This window comes from Vibrio splendidus, from assembly GCF_002873455.1.
GTDB classification, from domain to species: Bacteria; Pseudomonadota; Gammaproteobacteria; order Enterobacterales; family Vibrionaceae; genus Vibrio; species Vibrio splendidus_J.
The window spans coordinates 268,149-291,282 of the sequence record NZ_MCUN01000009.1; the positions used below are offsets into that span (position 1 = coordinate 268,149).

The 23,134-nt window shown below is 42.0% G+C and carries 17 protein-coding genes; 10 read left to right on the top strand and 7 right to left on the bottom strand.

All coding sequences use genetic code 11. The features are described from left to right. Positions 1-94: 94 nt before the first annotated feature. Positions 95-634 carry a DUF3332 domain-containing protein gene (locus BCU75_RS08265; protein WP_102473504.1) on the bottom strand — a complete coding sequence of 180 codons (540 nt, stop codon included), beginning with the start codon at positions 632-634 and terminating at the stop codon, positions 95-97. A 259-nt stretch (positions 635-893) separates the two neighbouring features. Then, positions 894-1,055: a hypothetical protein gene (locus BCU75_RS24370; RefSeq protein ID WP_165690356.1), complete on the bottom strand. Its 162-nt coding sequence runs from the start codon at positions 1,053-1,055 to the stop codon at positions 894-896. Between the two features lie 265 nt (positions 1,056-1,320). Here BCU75_RS24370 and BCU75_RS08270 point away from each other — a divergent pair, with 265 nt between their 5' ends. Then, positions 1,321-1,914, top strand: coding sequence for a hypothetical protein (locus BCU75_RS08270; protein ID WP_102473505.1), 594 nt, complete (start codon positions 1,321-1,323; stop codon positions 1,912-1,914). Between the two features lie 240 nt (positions 1,915-2,154). Here BCU75_RS08270 and BCU75_RS08275 read toward each other — a convergent pair whose 3' ends face one another. Further along, positions 2,155-2,364, bottom strand: a complete 210-nt coding sequence (locus tag BCU75_RS08275; protein ID WP_004731601.1) for a hypothetical protein — start codon at positions 2,362-2,364, stop codon at positions 2,155-2,157. A 928-nt stretch (positions 2,365-3,292) separates the two neighbouring features. Here BCU75_RS08275 and BCU75_RS08280 point away from each other — a divergent pair. The 6 genes from BCU75_RS08280 (at position 3,293) to BCU75_RS08305 (ending at position 13,257) form a co-directional block, all read left to right on the top strand. Beyond that, entirely contained in the window at positions 3,293-4,225 is a 933-nt protein-coding gene (locus tag BCU75_RS08280; protein WP_102473506.1) for a siderophore ABC transporter substrate-binding protein, read from the top strand. A gap of 99 nt (positions 4,226-4,324) precedes the next feature. Further along, positions 4,325-5,278 carry an ABC transporter permease gene (locus tag BCU75_RS08285; protein WP_102473507.1) on the top strand — a complete coding sequence of 318 codons (954 nt, stop codon included), beginning with the start codon at positions 4,325-4,327 and terminating at the stop codon, positions 5,276-5,278. Beyond that, a complete protein-coding gene (locus tag BCU75_RS08290) occupies positions 5,271-6,221 on the top strand; it encodes an iron chelate uptake ABC transporter family permease subunit (protein ID WP_102473508.1) in 951 nt (316 codons plus the stop codon). Before BCU75_RS08285 ends, BCU75_RS08290 begins: the two co-directional genes overlap by 8 nt. A gap of 12 nt (positions 6,222-6,233) precedes the next feature. After that, on the top strand, positions 6,234-6,998 hold the full coding sequence (locus BCU75_RS08295; RefSeq protein ID WP_017105113.1) for an iron ABC transporter ATP-binding protein: 765 nt from the start codon (positions 6,234-6,236) through the stop codon (positions 6,996-6,998). Between the two features lie 318 nt (positions 6,999-7,316). Next, a complete protein-coding gene (locus BCU75_RS08300) occupies positions 7,317-8,342 on the top strand; it encodes a response regulator (protein WP_102473509.1) in 1,026 nt (341 codons plus the stop codon). After that, positions 8,335-13,257 (top strand): ATP-binding protein, encoded by a 4,923-nt coding sequence (locus BCU75_RS08305; protein ID WP_102473510.1) that lies wholly within the window; start codon positions 8,335-8,337, stop codon positions 13,255-13,257. Before BCU75_RS08300 ends, BCU75_RS08305 begins: the two co-directional genes overlap by 8 nt. Positions 13,258-13,420: 163 nt before the next feature. On the opposite strand, the gene BCU75_RS08310 is transcribed toward BCU75_RS08305, so the two are convergent. Next, positions 13,421-14,311, bottom strand: a complete 891-nt coding sequence (locus tag BCU75_RS08310) for a LysR family transcriptional regulator (RefSeq protein WP_102466953.1) — start codon at positions 14,309-14,311, stop codon at positions 13,421-13,423. 262 nt (positions 14,312-14,573) lie between these two features. Between BCU75_RS08310 and BCU75_RS08315 the strand changes: the two genes are divergently transcribed. Further along, positions 14,574-15,749, top strand: a complete 1,176-nt coding sequence (locus tag BCU75_RS08315; protein ID WP_102473511.1) for an MFS transporter — start codon at positions 14,574-14,576, stop codon at positions 15,747-15,749. A 228-nt stretch (positions 15,750-15,977) separates the two neighbouring features. Here BCU75_RS08315 and BCU75_RS08320 read toward each other — a convergent pair whose 3' ends face one another. From BCU75_RS08320 to BCU75_RS08330, 3 genes are all read right to left on the bottom strand, one after another. Then, positions 15,978-18,734 carry an immune inhibitor A domain-containing protein gene (locus BCU75_RS08320; RefSeq protein WP_102473512.1) on the bottom strand — a complete coding sequence of 919 codons (2,757 nt, stop codon included), beginning with the start codon at positions 18,732-18,734 and terminating at the stop codon, positions 15,978-15,980. Between the two features lie 46 nt (positions 18,735-18,780). Next, positions 18,781-19,092, bottom strand: coding sequence for a hypothetical protein (locus tag BCU75_RS08325; protein WP_076677122.1), 312 nt, complete (start codon positions 19,090-19,092; stop codon positions 18,781-18,783). 558 nt (positions 19,093-19,650) lie between these two features. Then, positions 19,651-20,616 (bottom strand): hypothetical protein, encoded by a 966-nt coding sequence (locus tag BCU75_RS08330; protein WP_102473609.1) that lies wholly within the window; start codon positions 20,614-20,616, stop codon positions 19,651-19,653. A gap of 153 nt (positions 20,617-20,769) precedes the next feature. Between BCU75_RS08330 and BCU75_RS08335 the strand changes: the two genes are divergently transcribed. Next, entirely contained in the window at positions 20,770-21,237 is a 468-nt protein-coding gene (locus BCU75_RS08335) for an Lrp/AsnC family transcriptional regulator (RefSeq protein WP_076677120.1), read from the top strand. Between the two features lie 172 nt (positions 21,238-21,409). Next, on the top strand, positions 21,410-22,972 hold the full coding sequence (locus BCU75_RS08340; protein WP_102473513.1) for a methyl-accepting chemotaxis protein: 1,563 nt from the start codon (positions 21,410-21,412) through the stop codon (positions 22,970-22,972). Positions 22,973-23,134: the final 162 nt, after the last annotated feature.

Here is a 23,134-nt window from a genome sequence, read left to right on the forward strand (position 1 = left end):
GACAAACAAGCCCGGCAATTGCCGGGCTTGTTCTGTTTTACGCTTTTCAAAGTCAAACCTAGCTTTGAGGTGAACTCCCTATGAGCGACGAATCTTAAGCTCCAATGCCTTGTATCTTCTCCAATTCAGCGATGGTCGTTTGTGACACAAGCTGACCATCCATGTAATAGCTAACGTTTTGACCCTCTTTGATACCGGTCAGAGTTGCCGTTTCACCAGAGGTATAGACGATGTCCATTTGAACCGTGTTTTCGTCAATCTTAATCATCTCACCCGTTTCAATCGTGCGATTGTTTGAAATTGGTCCTACAGGGGCTTCTTTCAGGCTTGGGTCTAGGTCGTCGTTCACTTCGAAGTGTGTATCTGTTTTTGTATCAAATACGTGTGGCGAACCACTGATTGGGTTTTGACCTGTCCAAAATTCAAGTGAGTTGAATACGACATAGTCGGCTGCGGTTGTAATACCGTACACAGGCGCTAATAAGAAGTTTACACCTGCACGAGCATAGCGGTTATCGACAACTTCAACGTTAAATTTCATCACTTTCCCTGTTACGGCGTTGCTGCCGATACAACCAGTTAGCGCAGAAGCCAAAACCGTTAGTCCTACAATTTTAAGTGCAATCTTTTTCATTTTAGTACCTGTATAAGTTAGAAGTCTGTTTTGTTGGAACAGGTGTAGTATGGTTTTTATTCGACTCAGAGTTTTACCATTTAACGCCACTGACGATAGAAAATTGGTTATGTACTTTAAGCATCACAAGCTAGATCTAGAAAACCAGATATAGAAAAGCGGGCTACAAAAATCGGAGCATAAAAAAAGCGCGACCTAATAGGACTCGCTTTTGAGCCTTTGGATAAGTCGTAATGAAAACAACGACTTCAATACAGAATCACTTCATCACATAAGAATAGGCCGATACGACAAGCCAGCGGAAAAATCGAAATAAAAGGGTAGTGGCTTTAACGGTAAACTTGGCGATTGATACCGTTGCTTCTGCACCAATGCTAACGCACTTATGCAGATCGGATTCTTTGTATTCTGAATAGGTCATATGGTTTCTCATTTCTGTTGTTGTCTTTCATATGTAAGTAATGACTCCTGTCTGGCGATATACCCTGTGCGACTAATGTACGAATATTCATCGATAGAAACTTACCATTTAATGCCAAGTAGTGTGAAAACTAGCCAAAAGATAACGTGTTGAGAGAAATTAAGTACGTACCTAGATGTAACCTATCAAGTTACCGAAAAAACGAGGTTATATAGTGGTATGATCGCGGGCTCAGCACCATAAGTGATAAAGAATAGGAAACAGAATGACTCACCTTACCGATCAGCAAGAAGCTGCAATGTCGACGTTTAAGGAAAACTTACACCTTCCAAATGGTGGTTTTCATAAACTGATTATCGATCTAAGTAAGGAATATCAGCTGCCTTTTCAAAAGGTGCGCGCCGTTTTAAAGAAAGCTCAAAAAGACGTGGAGCGACAGATACGAGAAGACTTTACCAGTGTTGATGACGCGGTACTGAGCCAAGCCAATTGGGTAAATATCATTAAGTCGAAACTTGTTGAGCTAGCGGAAGAAAACCAAACAGTCATGGATAAGCTTCAACAAAACCTGAAGTATCAAAAAGTGTTGTCGGCAACCAATGGTTCAATCGCAAGTGAAGACGAACGTGATGAGTTGATTGAAGAATTGATTCAAGCTTATGAAAAAGAGGTATTCAAACCTTTACTGGCTATGCTGCACACAACAAAGCTGTATTGGAAATTAATGCTGGTGGATGAGACATGTAAGATGAATGAGGAGAATCGTGAGAAGTTTAGTGATTACCCTCAACACATGCAAGCTGCAGAACACTTATATACTCTTGATCAGAAGTTAAGGTCGATGCCGTTAACTTATTAGTCCATGAATGCACTGATAATGACTCATTGGTGATTCAGAGTTTGATATAAGTTGGTTTCAATAGAAGTACGATAACCTAGCTAGCGTTAGCCGCGTGTGAAATGCAAAAAGGGCTAGGTTTCTGATCTGTTTTACTTCTACTCTATTTTGTTCTACTAGAGCGAATTGAGGGTGACATCTTTGACTTTTTCTATATCTGTTGAACTAGACGGTGTTTCTTTCTGTAGCCTATGGGAAATGCTATAGGAGTGTGAAATGTCCTAGGGTGTTTCCGTTGCCTGAAACAATAGTTCCGATGCTTTCTCGTTCATTAAATTCAAAGTCGATGAGATAACTGTGATGTTGTAGCTTGGGCAATATGTGGCGGTGGAGTATATCGCTATTAAGCTGTCGAATCTCTGTGACCCATGAAATCTCTTCTTTGTGTAAGTCTATTTTAATCTTGAGCATTTATTACCTTTTAGTTTATTGACTGTTTTTTCGCGTGATAGTTGGTACCAATGGGTTTGTCTTGTTGTTCTGCGTGACATAACTGTGCCTTGTGTTTATTACATTTATATTTAATAAGTCGATCTATTTTGAATTCGCTAAAAAGAAAGCAAATGACGAATAAAACGGTAGTGGGATCTAATTTAAAAGCTATTGAATGACTATCTAGGTGAAAGCTGACGCAGAGATGGTGTAACGAGGAATCGAGAACTGTCTTTGTGGAACTTGGACTTACTTTAGCATTAACAGCTCTATAGATTGGAGCTAGGTGGCGAACTATACGCCTAGTTTTTTAAATTACAACCCTATTTTTAATTAAATTTAAAAATATTTTTGAATGATTTGCCGTCGCTTGTTGAGAGTTAAATGAGCGAAGGACAGGTGATTCACCATGATGTCTGACTAATGTTTGGCTTTACACCGCTTCGTGTTCTTTGTCATTAGTAGTTTTAATTGAACAGCTAACTTGGTGATAATTAAGCCTTTGATATGTATGGCTTTTACATTGTAAATTGCAACTCTTGATTATGAGGTTGAGCGTTGTAATTATAGGGTTTTCGGGCACTTTTCCCCATCAGTTTATTCTTCACATTGATGATCATTTTCCTCTTCGTGTCCTTTTGTTATTTCTGATCCCTAGTATCTCTCCTGACTACGCATAATATGAATACTCACTTTTACATTTCTGAATAATAAAGTTGTTGTGTCGCTAGTTTAACGCAAATATAATTGATAATAGTTCTCACTTGCGTTACGGGTCTGTTATCAAAGCAATGACAGACTTTAAATTATCGTTATTTAGCCGTTATATACGCCCCACGCTCGCCTATGAGTCATGTGACTTTCATTGTCATGAGTGGTGGTTAGTATCAATGGCAAAGGAAGAAACATGAAGAAAACAATTAATTCAGTTCGCCAGTTGTTAAGCGGGCTTGCCATCGTTCTTGCATCATCATTATTGATGACCGCTCAAGCGAAAACCGTGACCATTGAACACGTAAAGGGCACGGCGCAGTTTACTGAAGTACCACAGCGCGTTGTGGTACTTGGCTTTGGTAGCTTGGATGTGCTGGACAAAATTGGCGTGAAGCCAGTAGGTGCGCCTCATAGCTTGCTGCCCGATTACCTAGCTTCGTACAAGGAAACGACAGCAAATACAGGATCATTGAGTGAACCTGATTTTGAAGCTATCTACATGTTGAAGCCTGACATCATTATCGCGGAAAACCGCATGCTTAAGGTTTACGACAAGCTGGCACAAATCGCTCCAACGGTCATGTTCTCTATTGACGGTGATAAATACTGGGCTGATGCTCAGCAAAACTGGCGCGCGCTAGGTGACATCTTTAGTAAGCAAGCTGAAATAGAAGCGATCATCAAAGAGACTCAAGCGTCGATCACGGCGGTAAACGATAAAGTCGCGTCTGACGAAACGTCAGCAATGATGCTGATGAACAACGGCAACAACATTGCGATGTTCAACAAAGGGAGCCGCTTTTCAATCATCTTTGATGACTTTGGTTACGTTGAATCAAAGAGTGCGACAGTGGCTCCGATTAAAGGGAATCACGGCAATCTAATCTCGTTCGAATACATTGCTGACGCAAAACCTGAAGTGCTTTACGTTCTTGATCGCGAAAAAGCGATCGGTAAATCAGAAGGGCGCGCACAACAACTGTTTGATAATCCATTAGTCGCGGTAACACCTGCAGCGCAGCAAGGTAACATCGTTTACCTTGATTCAAGTGCTTGGTATCTGGCTGGTGGCGGTGTAACAGCGATTCACAGAATGTTGGGTGATATTGAACGTACGATTCAATAATTGCTAATCATCAGATTCTCGGGCTTATAAGAATGTTCTTATAAGCCCTTTTTTACTTTCTATACGGTCTACCCGATACCTACTTTTAGTATTATTTTTATGTTGAAACCCATTGCCGCTGCTGTATTTCTTGTTGTGTTATGCGTTATGTCATTGATGATTGGAGTCGCTGAGATCAGTTTTAGCGACTTCTTCAATGGCAACCAACACGCCAACTCTATTTATGTTGTTAGTCGAATCCCTCGACTGTTCGCGATTGTGCTCGCCGGAGCGGGCTTGAGTGTCGCTGGCTTGATCATGCAACAGATCGTGCAGAACAAGTTTGCCGCGCCTTCGACTATGGGCACCATTGACTGCGCCATGCTTGGGTACATAGTCGGTATTCTGGTGCTGGGTAATGCCGCTCAATGGAGTTACTTAGGCTTTATCTTTGCGTTTGCGGTGTTAGGCACCATGTTGTTGGTTCGCTTCTTACAACACCTTAAGTTCAAGAATGCGGTGTTGGTGCCTTTAATTGGCATCATGTATGGCAACGTTGTCTCGTCTCTAACAACCTTTATTGCCTATAAGTACGATTTAGTACAAACCATGTCGGCATGGACGATGGCGAACTTTGCGAGTGTATTGCAAGGCAGCTATGAAATCCTTTACCTCGCGGTTCCTGCATGTGTGTTGGCATACTATTTTGCGAGTCAGTTCAGCGCGGCGAGTATCGGTGAGAGCTTCGCAAAAAATATCGGTTTGAATTACCAGAAGATCGTCTTCATTGGTGTTGCGTTGGTCGCTATCTGCGCCTCTTCAGTGGTGATGATCGTCGGTGTTATCCCATTCCTTGGCCTTATCGTGCCGAATATCGTGTCGCTGATGATGGGCGATAACATGAAGAAGATCCTGCCTTGGACAGCCTACTGGGGCGTGATCTTGGTATTGGTTTGTGATTTGTTAGCTCGAATCGTCATCTTCCCTTACGAGATCCCAATCTCGATGGTAATCAGCATCTTTGGCGGCTTGATTTTTATCTACCTAATCATGAGAGACAAGTCGAATGCGTGATTCAGTAAAAATTGCGATTCTGGTTATTGCGTCTTTGGGTATGGCGGCGGTATTTGTGGGGCAGGGACTTACGTGGGATAACTACGAGTTCTTCTTGTCTTTGCGACTACCAAAACTGCTGTCGATTGTGTTAGCGGCGGTGGCGATTTCTGCATCGTCACTGGTTTTTCAAACCATCACCAATAATCGAATTTTAACCCCTTCAATTTTGGGTTTTGATAGTTTGTACATGTTGGTTCAAACGGTGCTTCTGTTTGTGTTTGGTGGCACTAGCTTTTGGGTAATTGATGCAATCGCGAACTTTTCATTGTCTGTGACTGTGATGATCTTGTTCTCGTTTGCGCTGTTCCATTTTTACTTCAAGAGTAAGCGAAACAACGTATTTACACTGTTGTTGATTGGTATTGTGTGCGGCAGCGTATTCTCAAGCTTAGCGAACTTCCTTGCGATGTTGATTGACCCGAACGAGTTTGCCGTGCTGCAAAATGTGATGTTCGCGAGCTTCAACAACGTGAAAGGTGAACTGGTTTACCTCAGCCTTATTCCATTGGGTTTGAGCTTGCTTGGTCTGTGGTTGTTAGCGCCTAAGCTTGATGTGCTTTGGCTTGGTGTGGATAACGCAACAAGCTTAGGGGTGAACACCAAGCGATTGACTCAAATTACCTTGGTGATTGTGTCAGTGATGGTCGCGGTATCGACGGCTTTGGTCGGCCCTGTGCTGTTCTTTGGTTTAATCACCGTGAGTTTAGCGCGTCAGATATTCAAATCTTATCAGCATCGTGTACTTATCATCGCAAGTAGCCTGTTAGCGATAGTGCTATTGGTTTCAGGCCAATGGTTCATTGAAAAAGCAATGGCGTTTGAAACCACAGTGAGTGTGATCATTAACTTGGTCGGCGGTTTGTATTTTATGTTCTTGTTGTTACGCACCAGAATTCAATAAAGGTAGAAAGTAGTGATTAAATTAACAGGTTTAAGTAAGAAATATGGCAAGACACTTGTGGTGGATGATGCCAGTGCCATGTTCCCGAAAGGAGAAGTGACTTCTATCATTGGCCCAAATGGTGCGGGTAAAAGTACGCTGCTTTCTATGGCGAGTCGCTTAACCGAAAGTGATGCGGGCGAGGTCGTTATTGGCGATAAATTACTGGCTGAATGGGATACCAAAGAGCTGGCGAAACACCTTGCCGTGTTAAGGCAGTCGAACAACATCAATATGCGATTTACGATTCGTGAGTTGGTTTGTTTTGGTCGTTTCCCACACTCTCAAGGTCGCTTGAAAGACGAAGATCATAAGATCGTCGATACAGCGCTAGAACACCTTGGCATTACCGATATCCAAAACAAATACCTTGATGAGTTGAGTGGTGGTCAGCGTCAAATGGCGTTTATCGCGATGGTTGTGGCGCAAGATACAGATTATGTGTTCCTAGATGAACCACTGAACAATCTTGATATTAAACACTCGGTCGAAATCATGCAGACGCTGCGTCGTTTAGCGCATGAGTTCAATAAAGCGGTGGTGATCGTGATTCACGACATCAATTTTGCTTCTTGTTACTCTGATAACATTGTCGCGATGAAGAAAGGCCAAGTGGTTAAGTCGGGCAAGGTTTCGGAAGTGGTTGAAAAGTCCGTGATGGAGTCTATCTACGAGATCCCATTTGAGATTCGTGAGTTCGATGGTGTTCGAATCTGTATGTATTATTCAGGTCGTTAGGCTGCTGGTTCGCTAGGCTATTTGATTCTCTAATGACTTAAGTGAAAAGAGCTCCCGAGTGAGGAGCTCTTTTTGTTTTTGCCAGTTTGTATTTTGTTAATAAAGGTCTGGCTTCAAAAGTAATTTGTATAATTTCCTTTGTATTATAATGACTTAATCGACGTAATATTGACTGGTCATACTTCGACAAACGTTAGTTTGATGTCACTCGAAGATCTACTCTTCATTTTTAACAAACATTTGTCATTTTCGTGTTGAGAGGTGCGAAAACCCATCTACACTATGAGTATAACTATTTGATTTTTATACGAGGTGTTAATGAGTCAGAAGCCTATAGTGTTAGTCGTAGATGACACACCAAGCAACTTGGATGTGTTAACGGCGATACTCAAAGACACCTACAAAGTTAAGGTCGCAATTAACGGTACTATTGGTATCAAAATAGCAAAGATGGCGCCGCAACCGGATCTTATTCTCCTCGATATCATGATGCCAGATATTGATGGTTATGAAGTTTGCAGACAGCTCAAAGAACAGCCCAATACCGCGCATATTCCTATTATCTTCGTGACTGCCAAAATTGGACCTGAAGCTGAAGTAAAAGGGCTCTCCTTGGGGGCTGTCGATTACCTAACCAAGCCGATAACCCCTGCAATCGCACTCCAGCGTGTGAAAACGCATATCGCACTTTATGACCAACAACGCGCGTTGTTTAGTCAGGTTAAAGAGAAAACCCAAGAGATTAATCTCGGCAAACTGGAAACGCTGAACATATTGGGTAGAGCTGCTGAATTTAAAGACAATGAAACAGGGATGCACGTTAAGCGCATGAGTCATTACTGTGAGGTTCTAGCTAAAGCCTTGGGTATGACAGATGAAGACGCCGAGACTCTGCGTGATGCAGCACCAATGCATGATATTGGCAAGATTGGCATTCCTGACAGTGTGTTATTGAAGCCAGGAAAATTGGATGCCGATGAATGGACTACCATGCAGAAACATGTGGAGTTCGGTGTTGAAATCCTTGGTAGGCAGGGCGATTCTAAACTGATGCGAATGGCGATTCAGGTAGCGCAATACCACCATGAGAAGTGGGATGGCAGTGGCTACCCAAACCAGATAGTTGGCGAAGATATTCCTTTGGTCGGACGAATTGCGGCTGTTGCTGATGTGTTTGATGCCCTAACAGCAGAGCGCCATTATAAAAGAGCCTGGAGTATCGATGAGGCACTAAGCTTATTTGAAGAACAAAAAGGCAAACATTTTGATCCTACTATCGTCGATCTTTTTTTCTTAAAGCTGCCTGAGATTCTAGCAATTAAAGAGAAGTTTAAAGATGAATAAACGCTTTGCCATAGGGATCAAGCAGTGTTTTATACTCGTTTTTAGTTTGTTGCTTCTTTTTATTGGTTTGTCGCATGCCAATGCTGAAAGTGTCAGTGAAGATGAATTAACCCTATGGTTGGAAAATAAACCTACGGTGACATTTATTGCGCTTTCCAGTCATTACCCATATTCGTTTATCGATGATAATGGAGAGGTGTCCGGTATCATTCGGGATTGGGCGAAAGAATTTGAACTTAATTATGGAATTGAAACGGATTTTATAAGCGTAAACTCTAATTCTGAAGCGAAACAAGCACTACTTGATGGGAAAGGAGATGTTTTCCCTTTCCAGCAATTTGACCCGAGCGAAGGTGGGCGATTTCTCGCTACTACCCCTTACATCCCTTACCAAATCGCAGTGATTCTTCCTACCGACGATCCTATTACCGATAACATTGCGCAATCCGATAAGCGGCGTATCGCCATGGTGCGAGATAGTATCGATCTAGAAAAGTCGGGTGTCCAACTCAACTCGATCGAAAGAGTCCAATTTGATACTGCGATTGATGCAATTCGTGCGCTGGAAGATGGTTCAGTCGATGGGATGCTCGCCGAGCCTGTTACCACATTAGATCTTGCTCACAAGAGTGGTGTATACAGCTTAGCGATCAATTACGTTCTCGACCGCTGGAAATACATAGAAGCTTCAATGGTTGTTCGAACTCAGGACACCGCACTGCTTGCTTTGTTAAACCAACAAATCGCAACATTTGATATCGGGAAGAAAAACCGGATTTTGTCGCATTGGTTAAAAGATTCGCCCTATCGGACTCCAGTAAAAGGGGTATTTGGTTTTGGTAATCCACCATATATGTACCCGGAAAGCACTTCTGTCGGTATCGAACACGATATTATGCAACGAGCTCTAAACAATATGGGCTACCGCCTAGGTGACGTTGTCACTCTCCCTCGCAGTGCTGCTAATCAAGCCATAGATAACAATAGTTCTATATCGTTTGTTTCTGGGGGACAGACTGACGAGTCTTCAGTACACTTTTTGAGTGACAAAGTCATGGATGTTGAGTTTGTACCCGTTTCCTTAAAAAGACGTAATTTGAATCTCAATTCTACCAAAAACCTTTCTTTAGGTGCTTTGTTATTTGATGAGACGTCACCAATAAAAAATGCTGTCGAACTATTAACAAACAAAGCAAGCATCGATCGAATTGAAGATATTGATAGCTTAGAGTCTGCATTTTCTCAGCTACGAGCACAAAATGTTGACTTGTTAATGGTCGAAAAGCGTGTACTAAGGTGGTTTGTGACGAATACACGTTTTATTGAAATGCGTGAATTAGAATTACACGAAGATTTTAGAGTCAACTATCCAATTTTTGTTGATTTTAGAACAGCCAAACTAAGAGACAGTTTTAATGAAGCCATTGAACATTTAAAAAAAACTGATAATGAGTTTGAGCAGATACTTGAAACCCAAGTTAATAACGATCTTACCTTAGTACTTAGACAAGCCGATATTATTGCTCAAATCTCCGCTTACTTTATTGTGAATGACCGCTTCGAAGAACTCCCTAAGATCTTCGATATATTCGATGCTGAGAACTCATTTAAGATTATTTCTGCTCAAGCGGATAATAATAAAAGACCTATTGAATCTTGGTATTTAGGTGAAGCATTAGATTCTTCACTGAGTAAAAAAAACACGTCTGAATTATCATCTGTTACCAAAGGTGCTGGTTATAAAACTCAAACAGGAAGTATTAATGCGGGCTTCATGACATTTTATTTTGATGTCAATTTGGTTGAGAATAATTATGTGTATTTCCCTTCGATTGAACAATTTGAATCGTTTGGTGAAGGAGCCCTGCGTTATATTTCTGATGTTTACCAATCAAACAGCTTGACTGGTGAACTTCTTAACCTAAGTCAGAAAGAGCGTCAATGGATCAAAGACCATCCCGAACTGAAGATAGGTATCGATCCAAACTCATTACCTTATGAAGCCTTGTCAAACAAGGACGAATATATAGGAATGATTGATGATTACCTCAAGTTAATTGAACAAAAAACAGGGTTGCGTCTTAGTCATGTCGACGTTGAAAGTTGGCAAGAAACTCGTCGCCTCGTTGATCATCGACAAGTACACTTAGTGTCAGCTGCGGTTGAGAATCGCTCACTAGGCGAAAGTGTAGAACCCGCAAAAGCGCTTTTTTCTAGCCGCCTTGCGATAGCCTCAAAACGTGATGTAAATAGTATTGTGCTTAAAGAGGCTCAAGGTTGGAAACTTGGAATATTAGCAAGTGGTGCTAACACCGAAGCCATCGTTGAAAGTTACCCAAATATTGAATGGGATCTTGTCAAATTCACTAAAGAAGGGTTGGATCGAGTTGAGTCAGGTGAGCTAGATGGATTTATTGATACTGTCGATGTATTGAATTATTTGATCAATTCATTTGGTTATCGAGGTATCGGAATTATTGGTCGGTTGGATTTCTTTTTGTCGCCGACCTTACATGTCATCAAATCAGAGCCGTTGTTACTGTCTATTGTTAACAAAGCAATAGGAAGTATCTCTGCGGAATACCACCAAAAAATATCCGCTAAATGGGCTGCACCTAAAGCGATTGAAAAAGTTGATTACCAACTTGTTTATACCATCTCGGTATTTTCCGTCGTGATAGTGTTGTTGATTGTATTTTGGAATAGAAAACTATCCAAGCAAATCACTATTGCTAATAACGCTACTGAAGCACTTCGTAAAGCACAAAGTCAGCTTTACAACATTTTGAATACGTCCCCTATAGCTGCGAGTGTTATTGTCGACGAACAAGTTCGTTATGCGAACGATACGGCAAAACGCCTCTTTGGAGTAGAACGGAGAGAACTTTCCTCTATTGATGTTGAAGTCGTTTATAACTCTTTATCCGACCGTGATGGATTGTATAAAGAACTGAACCTTTACGGTAAGGTTGTGAATAGGGAGTTAGTGCTTAGGAAATTTGATGGCAGCCGTTTTGTCGCCCTTGTTAGTTACTACCTATTTGAACTTGATGGGGAAGTTGCGACTCTATTTTGGGCTTTTGATATTTCTGAAATGAAACGCCTAAATGAACAACTAGAAGAAGAGAAAAAGAGAGCAGATTTGGCAAGCCAAGCCAAATCTGAATTCTTAGCCAATATGAGCCATGAAATAAGAACGCCGATGAATGCGATTATTGGCTTGTCTTATCTAGCGATTGGAGAAATATCTAATCCGGTTGCTCGAAATTATATTGAGAAAGTGCATCGTTCGGGTCATTCATTATTAGCTATCATCAACGATATTTTGGATTTCTCAAAGATAGAAGCAGGGCAGCTTGTTATTGATAGCATTCCATTTGACCCGATGACGACTTTTCAAGATGTCATTGAGCTGATGGAATCGAAAGCGGCTGAGAAGCAACTTCAGTTATCTATGTCGATAGATCCAGAGTTAGATACTCCGTTGATGGGCGATCCATTAAGATTATTTCAGGTCATTCTGAACCTGATTGGTAACGCAGTTAAATTTACCGCTTATGGACAAGTGAGCTTGAATGTTACTCATCTCAAATCCAATGATCGCAGCATGAGTATGAGGGTGGTTGTTTCCGATACAGGGATAGGAATCTCAGAAGAAAATAGGCACAAGCTCTTTCAAGCATTCAGTCAGGCAGATAGTACTACCACGAGAAAGTTTGGAGGCACCGGATTGGGGCTGAATATCAGTCAGAAACTCGTGCAAGCTATGGGCAGTGAAATTTCAGTAGCGAGCGTATTGGGTAAAGGCAGTGAGTTCTCTTTCCCTTTAACATTGCCTAGATCGAACACAGAAGCACTCGCTCACTTTAAATCACAGGAGCTCAAGCTGGATTATCACATCGAGTTTAAAGGGCAAAAGGTATTACTGGTTGAAGACAATGAATTGAACCAAGACCTAGCATTGGCATTTTGCAAGCGCACAAACTTGAATGCTGACTTGGCCGAGAATGGAAAAGAGGCGGTAGAGCTAGCCAAAAATAATGACTATGAATTGATTCTTATGGACCTTCAAATGCCTGTTATGGATGGCTTTGAAGCGACACGTCAGATCCGTGAGTTTGATACGCAGGTCCCTATTATAGCGATGTCTGCCAATGTGTTTGCTGATGCAAAGCAAAGAGCAAGAGACGCCGGTGTAACGGACTTCTTAGATAAGCCGATTATCATCGATAAAGCGACTTCTTTGATCATCAAATACATAGTTCCGGAAGTGATGGTGGAAGGAAAGGCTCCTCCATTAGATGGGCAGGCAGAGAGACTCGAAGGCCTAACAAGTAAACCCAATTGCATTGACTCTATCCGTGTGTTTTCTCGACAACAATTCGAACAACTTACTCATTATGATTCGGAACTTCAAAACAAGCTGATTGGGAAATTCCATAATAGTGCACCAAGCATAATGGTTGATGCGTTTGATAATTTGGTACAAAACGATTGGATTACGCTGGAAAGAAACCTGCATACTTTGAAAAGCATAGCAGCGTCGATTGGTGGACTTCGGTTAGCTGATTTGATGGGAGAGTTAGAAGGAAAAGCTCACAATAGTCTGTGTGATGAGCAAGATCTCCGAGAAGGTGAAGCGAGGCTAGTTGAGCTCATTGCAGCAACGGAAAGCGAGATTGTGAAGTCACAAGCAGAAGAGATGAATAAAGTGAGTGCTACGGGATCCGTAATCAAAGAAGATCAAAGGCTTAAGCTACTTTCGCTGCTAGAAGATTATGATAATGATGCCACGCAATACGTGGCTGAGCTACTCGCGAAGTATCCTAATTCTGCTGCGCTGAAAGATGTACAAAGTGCGCTAGATAACTATGACTTCGATCGAGCGTGTCAGGTTCTCAATACCTTGGAATAAGCCGTTTTTGATCATTGGCTTATAATAGTCACCCCAAAGCACCTGTCTTCAAGACAGAAACGTCAATACAGCCACTTCTAAGATTAAAGCCTTTACCTTTCGGGTTAAAGGCTTTGATTTAGTCAGCTAGTCAGCTAATCAATTAACCAGTTAATCAACGCTTCTAACCACTCACGTTCTGTTTGATTACATCAATAACCGTATCGTATCGGTGCGGTAGTTTTCGGTTTCTTTTTTGAACCAAATACAGTGTTTCCTCAACTTCTACTTTTGGTGGTACAACGTGTAATTTGTCTCTCTCAGGGAAGTGTTCAACCGCGCCAGCCGGTAACACGGTAAAGCCTAATCCTTTAGATACTGGCAATAAAATCTGGTGAAGTTGATTGATGTAGCCAGACTTTGGTATTTCGTTAACATTAATGTTCGCTAGATCTTTGTCTCCGCAGAGGTCGAAATATAAAGATAGGTAGTGAGCAGAATCTGGATGTGCAATCAGGCCAATGTCGTGAAGTGCTTGCGGTGTGATCTCTAAATCAGCAAGGCTGTGATGTACGATAAGACACAATGCTTCTTTGCCGATGACTTGGCTTTGGTAGTAGCTGTCGTTGGGGGAGTGCCTAACAATGCCGATATCGGTGGTGCCTTGGAGTAGGTCATTTAAAATCTTTTTGTTTGGAGCCGCTTCTAAGTTAATGCTCAGATCTTGGTGTTGTTGCTGAAGATCAAGAAGCTTGGGATATAGGCGTAAAGAGAGTGAGCCAGAGCAAGACAAGTGACATTGCCCTGCATAGGGGTTATCAAAACTCAGTGACTCAAAGAGATATTCTTGGTCTTTCTCTAGTTTGAGCGCGTAGCGATACATGATCCGACCTTGTTCGGTCAGTTCGAAACTCTTATTTTCGCGAGAAAGCAGATCACAATTGCAAGCCTGTTCAAGCTTTTTGATATGTTGGCTGACTCCAGGTTGTGTCATATACAGCTTTTCTGCCGTTTGGGTGAAATGACCAACTTCAACCAGAGTCTTAAACGTATTGAGCCAAAGTGGATTAATCATACTCACCTTCAAATGCTAAAGCCTATAAATAACTGAGCCTGTAAACAACAAAGCCTATAAATAACAGAAAATTATTATTATCTTAAGTAATGATAATTTCAACTCTAGAGCGTAAAGCAGCGAAGATCAAAGTACACGTGATTGAATATTGTTCGAAGTAGAGCTTGCGATGGTTTGCTTGAGTTCTTTTGAGTAACAAAGTGTTGCGACTTTGTTGATTATTTGGTCTATTGACCAACTGTGCTCATATTTAGGAACGAAGATGAATAGAAATGTTTGGCTGCTCTCACTGTGTCAGGCCTTGTTGATGACGGGCAACATATTACTGATCTCAGTGATTGGCTTGATAGGCAAACAGATTGCGCCCAGTGTCAGTATGATCACTTTTCCTGTAGCGTTGCAGTTTTTAGGCTTAATGGCAGCTACTATTCCTGCGTCTTTAATTTCAGGAAAATTAGGTCGAAAACGAGGGTTCAGTATCGGTAATGTGGTTGGCATTACAGGGGCTAGCCTTGCAACTTACGCTTTATCTCAGCAGCATTTCTATCTGTTTTGTTTCGCCACGTTTTTGCTTGGAATAGGTATTGGCTTTGGTACGCTTTATCGTTTCGCTGCTATCGAAGTTTGTGATGAAAACGCACGCCACCGTGCAATTTCAATATCAATGGCTGGTGGAGTATTGGCGGCGGTACTAGGGCCTAATTTAGCGATTATGTCTCAGCAATGGTCAGCAGATGGTTTGTATATCGGTGCTTTCGCTTCTTTGATTGGATTAAACATTCTAGCGTTACTTATCTTACAAACCATTCAGTTTCCTAAAGTTTCCTATAATAGTCTGGCCCCCAAAGCAGACCCTATTCGTGTGATAGTCAAAGCGCCTAACTTTATTGGTGCAGTTTTTGCTGCCATGGTCGCTTATGCGGTGATGAATATCCTGATGACAGCAACACCACTGGCAATGATTGGTTGTGGCTTTGATTTTACCAAGGCGGCGGGTGTCATTGAGTGGCACGTGCTAGGCATGTTTGTACCTGCGTTCTTTACCGGCTCACTTATCGAAAAATTTGGGTCAAGAATGATGATCTTGGCGGGCGGGATTCTGTTCGTTGTCTGTATTGCTATCAACATTCATGGCGAGTCGATCTGGCACTTCAGAGCGGCTCTAGTTGTGCTTGGTGTGGGTTGGAACTTCATGTTTATTGCGGCAACAGGTTTGTTTAGTCAGTCCTACCAATCGCAGAATAAAGCTAAGGCTCAAGCGTTTAATGAATTTATTGTCTTTGGTTGTGTGACTATTACAGCGATGCTCTCTGGCTGGCTAGAATCGACGGCAGGATGGCAGAACCTCAATATTTACGTATTACCATTTGTGCTAGCTGTTATCTTGCTATTCGCGTTTAGCGCACGGAAATCGCGCATTCAAAAACAACCGGTGTAATGGCTGCTCGTCTAATGAAGAGTGGAAAACCACCAATATGGTAACTCCCTCACAGCGTTAATGTTGTTACTGATAAATACAGATAAATAGAAAGCCCTACCATTTGGTAGGGCTTTTGTTTACGGCTTAAATAATAACGTTGTCTTAAAACTGCTGTCGTGGCTTATACCTTGCGACAACAGTACTTAAGTTTGTTTTGTAAATACGCATGACAGAGCCTGCGATGATTTACAGGTCCACCAAAATTGTATCAGTCGTAATCCCACCTTGGTCATCGATTATCTTTAGCGTCACTTCATGCTTTCCGTATGAAGGGAAGATTGACGTGAATGTGCGTCCTCGTTTCACCTTTCCATTTGGCAATGTCCACTCAGTATCAACAATTCGACCATCATTGTCTGAACTTGTTGACCACATGGTTACCCAACGACCCAAGTGAATGTATTTCGCGCTTGCTTCAGGAAGGGCGTTTGGCGATTCAACGCTCACAACGGAGCTAAATGAATTGGTAGCGCCTTTGTCATCAATAACGGTCAAGCTCACTGTGTATTCACCCGCTTGCTCATACGACCAGTTTGGCGCCATTTCGTTGCTTGTTGTGCCATTACCGAAGTCCCATAGGTAACTGGTGATCTCACCGTCTTGATCAGAACTGAAGTTACGAGCGGAGACGTTCAGGCCAGTAGCATTGATCTCGAAGTTCGCAGTAGGTGCGACGTTGTGTTGATTTGCTTTAGATAAGCGCACCACACCGTATTCGTTGTTGTCACTCTGATTTACAATATCAACGGCTAAGCCAAATTCCGTCAGGATACGACCTGAATCTGGTGCTTGAGGGGACGTGTAATCTTGGTCATCAGAGAAGCTAGCACTGCCAACCAAACTGGTATCTTCAAGTACATCATTGTCGCTGTTCACAAGACGCATTGGAGTATGATCTTTGAGTGAAAACGCGGCATCGCGAACTTGGTAACGAGTTTGAGCTACTTGACCGGATTTTTCCCAGATCATTGCATTCTGGTCAGCATCGACCACGCCTAACCAACCTTTACCTGGATGCTTGCCTACCCAGTTATCAGTCAGAGATTCGTCTACGTACCAAATAATCAAACCCGGATCGAATGAGATGAGTTGGCCCATGCGTTTGATGTTCGCTAGACCTTCATCAACATCCATGTGGCTGCGCCATTGCAGCAGGTAGTAGTGTTGAGCTTGATTGAATCCATTACTCAGTTTGTAGCCATTTAGGGCGAAGGTGGATTTGCTTTCACCATCGTCAATTAAGGTTACTTCGCCATCAACGACCACGCTAAGATTATCCAAATAGAAACCTTCCATCGCCAAGCCACCATCGGTGATGTAATCAAATGACAGCTCTACTTCTTGGCCTCTCCATTGTGAAACGTCGAACTCAGCATCAACCCACCCGCCAGATTCGCCGCCAATAGCCGGAACGAGACCGGTATTGTATGGGTCGTCCATTGAGGTGATGTTGCCAGCTATTGCTTGTCCGTTGATTAGCACGCGAGCGAAGTCGTAGTCTTTCTCTATCTCATACCAAGTTTTGAACGAAAGCAGAGCTGAATCACCAGCAGGGATCACCAACTTGCGAGTCATACTGTTTTTCAGATCATCGCCTTTTTGAGAGTGGAACGAATACTCACCATCAAAGGGTTTCAGACTTTCAATCTGCTTCTCTGGAAGATCGACTTTAATCATGTTCGGACGGCTGTTATCCGTTGTTTGGAACAGCGTATAAACTTGTGGGTTGTCTTCTAGGTCATCAATCGAGATTTGATCATCGTTAACCCAGCGACCGCCAATCGATTTTTGTAGGAAGTGTTTTGCCCAAGAGCTGAATGCCGTTGGTTGTGTACCACCAATCTTACCTGCCCAACTACCTGAAGACATTATTGACCAATATGAGACAGGTTCACCCTTGCCTGTGTATTGAGTGTCGTACTCGTCTGGCAGGCCTAAATCATGGCCATACTCGTGAGCACACACACCAGCTGCTGCATCAATAGGTTGAATCGTGTAATCGAACGCCGCGTATTGGCCACCAAAGCGATCTGGAAGTGAACTAGAGGTACCTTCTAGTACATGAGTGCGACCAAGGTTGAATCGGTGAGACCAAATCGCATCAGGGCCTAATACGCCACCACCGGCTTCTTCGCCAACAGATGCGTGGAATACCATTAGGTGATCAATCACACCATCGGGTTCACGAAAATTTCCGTCACCGTCGTAATCGTAACGATCTTCGATATCGTAATCGGCTAGGTTGATGCTAGGATCTTGAGCCAATTGATTCAGCGCTTCGCGAACCAGTTCTTGTGCGTTGAGATCGTTGTCGGTGGTCGGGGAGTTGCCACCATAGAATGACGCAGGCTTAGAGGCGCGATACCAGCCCGCAGCTTGACCTGCAACACTGTAGCTATCACCTGATTCACTTTGGTAGTATTGGCGCATCGAGATTAGGTTTTCGCCATTTGGCCCTGTGTAGCCAGAATTTGAAAATAACAACTCTTGATAATGATCTGGGTTGTAGCTCTCGTACAACATCTGAGTGTGTTCTTCAGTTAGCTTGTTGTCGTCCCAGTTTAAATCGGGGAAATCAACCAGTAGAGCGAGTACTTTATCTGTACGCTTGGTACCTAATTCTAAAGCAAAGACACTCGCTTTTTTAACGCCAGACCCTTTTTCTATGGCTTTGAGTATTTTCGCTCGCTGCTCAAGTGCTTTTTTACCGAATTGAGCATCGCCTTTAAATCCGGAATTGATCTTATTCTTCAAGTAACGGTCAAGTGCGTCGTGCTTTGTCACATCGGTTGCATCTTGGTCGACTAAGCCTTGTCTAACTAGCATTTCAATGAGTTTGTCTTCATTAACAACGCCTAAATCAATAGGTGTTTTTGCATAACTACTGACGCTAAATAGAGTTAGCATTGCTGAAGCCAACAATGTTTTTCTCATCATTTTCATTACATTTCCTTTTTATATTTCCATGTCGATATCAGTATCAACTGCTTTATTCGGAGCGGTTGTCCGAGTTTGGCTTAATACACTCTTTTGGTGTCTTATTTAACTGACGTGTGTTTGTTGTATTTTTTTTACTTTCTATCTCTTTTGTATTGGTTATCTCTTTTCTATTTTTTGAATCAAACGGAGTGCTCTTTACTTTTTTTGCGTTGAGATAGATACGCAAAGCTTCTTGATTGCCCTCATAGGTTAAGCCATGACAGATAACGCCTTGTTCAATCAATGACTTCAACAACAGTTCGTCATTCTCAATAGTGGAAGCCTGTGACAGTGAGGAAAAAGTTAGAACCATTAAAGCCATTGTTTTTCTGCGTTTTTTTATAAGATTCCTCGTTATTATAAGGGTTGTTGTAAGGTTCATAGTTATAAGAGCCATCAGTTTTGATTATGTAACAAAATATATTTATAAAATTAACCAATCAATTGGTTAATTATTACAATTAATTATTCGTTCCGGTTTCAACATTAAGAGTTAATATCAAATAAGTGTGTTGTTTATTTAATTGTCAGCTATTTAGTGAGGTTGGATGCATTAATAGTTGATGGTTTTAATATTTAATGGCAATGGTTAGGAAGTGGTTTTTATTCTCGAAAGCGCTTTGCGTAAGGTACGGGGGTATAAAAAATAAAATGAATATTTTATAGTTAGAGTTTAAAAAATGCATGTAATAATTGAGTGTTTAGTAAATACTCATACTAAAATTATTTTCACTCGAAATATCAATAATTGGTCAATTAAGCACGAATTAAAATGCTTTAATAGAAAGAATTTCGCAATACCCTCAATGAGGTTGGATTATCAGATGACAAAAGAGCTCGTATTTGAGCTCTTTTACTTTCATTCTTGTTGGCGATTTACTTATGAATGAGAGACATCACGGTAAAAAAAGCGTTCACAAGTGCGTGGATTCAAGCGCTTTATGACGTTTGATATTAAAGCGATAACCAGCATCGAGAATAATAATCTTCCCCAAAATATGGTGTAGAAGTCAGCCCCAATTAACATGATCAAAAGTGTATCTTCAATCAAACTGTGGAGTAGATTGAGCAGCATGATTGCAGTGAATACATCCCTCGCGGAGATATGTCCCTTTTTAGCTTCATTGATCAATAATCCACCGCCAAACGAAAGACCAAGCGTGATTCCAATAATGGTTAGATTAGTCGCGTCCTTGCTGATTCCGAGTAATCTCAAGAATGGTCTTAACAATATTGCCATGAGCTTTTCAATGCCTAGAAGCTTTAAGATCTTGAGTAACAGTAATAGTGCTGAAATCACCATGAAGATAACGGCAAAGCTTTTGAGTTGTTCGGTAGCCCAACCAAGATAGCTAGTGTTTCCAGATACTTCAGGCTGCCAAAGCACGGTTGCTGGGTAGTTGAGCAAATCTCCGTATTGATAACTGAGATTGAGTAACCATGCCAACACTAAGCTACCACCGACTCTCACTGATAGGGTAGCCAGGCAACTCACGCCCGCCTTCTTAGCTATTGCACCCTCAATCGGTAATGAATGCGCTAGGAGCATCATGCTGCCTAAAACCGAGGCTTGAGCAACCGTTAAGGGAGCATCGGAATTAATAAGAATAATCAGTCCCGCATAGATGTTAGTGAGTATGGTCGCCGCCCATACCAAACCCATTTCTTTCGGTAATCCGACGCTTTGCATTATTGGGCTAAGCCATTCGCTAAGAATCACGATGCCGCCAAGCTCTTCAACGACCTTTATCACGATGATGATTGGAATCATGATTCGAAAAAGAGTCGAGGTGACATCGAAAATCTCTCTGAGGAGTTCGTTAAAAAATTGATAGATTGATTTCATAGTTACGACCATGGTTCGATTGTTTGGAATGAGAAGATCTTACCTTTATTATTGTGATGGTTATTTCAAAATCTACATCTATATTCGTATCAAATTTTTTATTTGTCATAGTATTTGAAATTATCATTCACAAAATTTGAGCTTTGAGAAATTATGGAAATTGATCGTATAGATAGAAATATTCTCGTTGAACTGCAGAAGAACAACCGAATCCCAAACCTAGCATTGGCTGAGAAAGTTGGTTTATCGCCTCCGGCTTGCTTAAAGCGAGTGAAACGATTGAGAGAGGAAGGCGTGATTGTGAGTGATGTGTCTATCATCAATCCAGAACTTACAGGCAGTAAGATGACTTTGGTTGTGTCCGTAGAAATGGAACGAGACCGAGGGGATATTTATCAGATTTTTCGCCATTCTATTTCTAAGGCGTCAGAGGTCACGCAGTGTTATCAGATATCGGGCAGCTTTGACTTCATGCTGATTGTGACGGTCAAAGACATTCAAGCTTACGAAGATTTTGTTGAACGAGTACTGCGCAAAGATTTAAACATCCGCAAGTTCCATACCTCTGTTTCAATGAGAACCGTGAAATTTACTACTGCGGTTAACTTAGATGAGTCATAACCGTGAATTTGAGAAGAGAAGAGGCGTGAATCTCTGAGCTTAGTGAGGTGTCGTGTGTGTTTTTGTATAAATAGCAAGCATTTACACAAAATGTGATGTTCACATTTTGTCATAACTTTAATAATTGTATATATTCCTCGGCTAAAACAATAATTAACAAAAGTTAGTATCAATGACTGTCAGCTCATCATTTCAATCACGTGAAACGCTTGTAAGCGAAAACGAACAACTTGTCTCAACTACCGATCTTAAAGGTGTGATTACTTACGGTAATGATGCTTTTTGTCGTATAGCAGAATACAGCCAACAAGAGTTGCTTGGGCAACACCACAATGTTGTCAGGCATGGTGATATGCCTAAAGCCGCTTTTGCCGATATGTGGCTAAGCCTGAAGCAAGGTAAAGCATGGCGCGGTATCGTAAAAAACAAAACTAAATCTGGTGGATATTACTGGGTCGATGCGTACGTCACTCCAATCTATGAGAGCGGCAAGGTGAATGGTTATCAATCTGTTCGCGTCAAACCTAAGAATGAATGGGTTCAAATTGCCGACAAAGCATATCAAGGCTTATTGAAAGCTGAAAAATCCGGTCGTCAATGGTCGTTGCAGATCAGTGATAGCGTTCGTTATGCCGTGTTGTTGGGCTCTCTCGCGGCTCCTGTAGTCTCAAATCTAATGGAAGTCGGGCAGGTATCACAATGGCTCTTAAGCCTGCTTCCGGTATCAGCGTTAGCTCTGCTTTTCCGACAAGAACTGATCGAGACACCGTTACAGTTGAAGAAGCTTCAATCGAAGTTTGATAGTGTCAGCCGACTTGTTTACTCAGGCAATAGTAAGTTCTCAGTCGCTGATTTCCATTTGAAGTTGCTGTCTGCTCGAATTCGTACAGTATTAGGTCGTATGACCGATTCTGCAAAGCCACTACAAGACTTAGCCGATAACCTCAACACCACGTCATTTGAAGTGTCAGAAGCCTTAGACCAACAAACAAAAGACATTCTTCAAGTGCGTGAGGCAACTGAAGAGGTTGAAGTAACCGCGAATGAGGTCTCTTCTCGTACAGAAGAAGCGCACCAGATTGTTGATGTTACTTTGCAAACCTGTGCGGGTGCGAAAGAGAGCATTAATCAAACGCATCGAAATTTAGAAAGCTTAGCTTCACAGGCTGAAAAGGCGACTCTAACGACTTACCAATTGAGCGACCAAGCGCAAAGCGTGAGCAAGATAATGGAAGAGATTGGCGGTATCGCCGAGCAAACCAATTTGTTGGCACTAAACGCTGCAATTGAAGCGGCTAGAGCGGGCGAACAAGGACGAGGCTTTGCCGTTGTTGCCGACGAAGTACGTGCACTATCGGGTCGAACGTCAAAGGCCACAGTTCAGATCAAAGAGAGCATCGATACCATGCTAGCGACGATTGAAGGCTGGCAAAAGGATATTCTGGCTAATCGAGAGCAAACTGATGCGTGTGGTGATGTTGCGAAGGTGAGTGCAGAGCGTTTATCGGAAGTCGAAAACCTCATGCAATCAATGAATGGGTTGATGCAGTCTGTTGAAAGTTCTGCAAATCAACAACGTCAGTTATCGAGTGATGTAAACCTTCATATGCAGTCTATCGCGTCTACTGCAGAGCAAAATTTAGTTGCAACGCATTCCGTGAAAGACCACTCCACTGAGCTAAAAGAGCAAGTTAACGAGTTCTATCACTTGGCGAAGCGCTTCGAAGAGAAGTAGACGTTAAATTTAAACTGAATGAGAAATAAGAAACAGCCTTGCCAAATTAGCAGGGCTTTTTTGTGAGCTAAAAGAACAGATAACAGACAACAGATACAAAGAAGCCCCGCATTTTCATGCGGGGCTTTCAGTATGCATCAACCCATTTAAGGGCGAGACAAT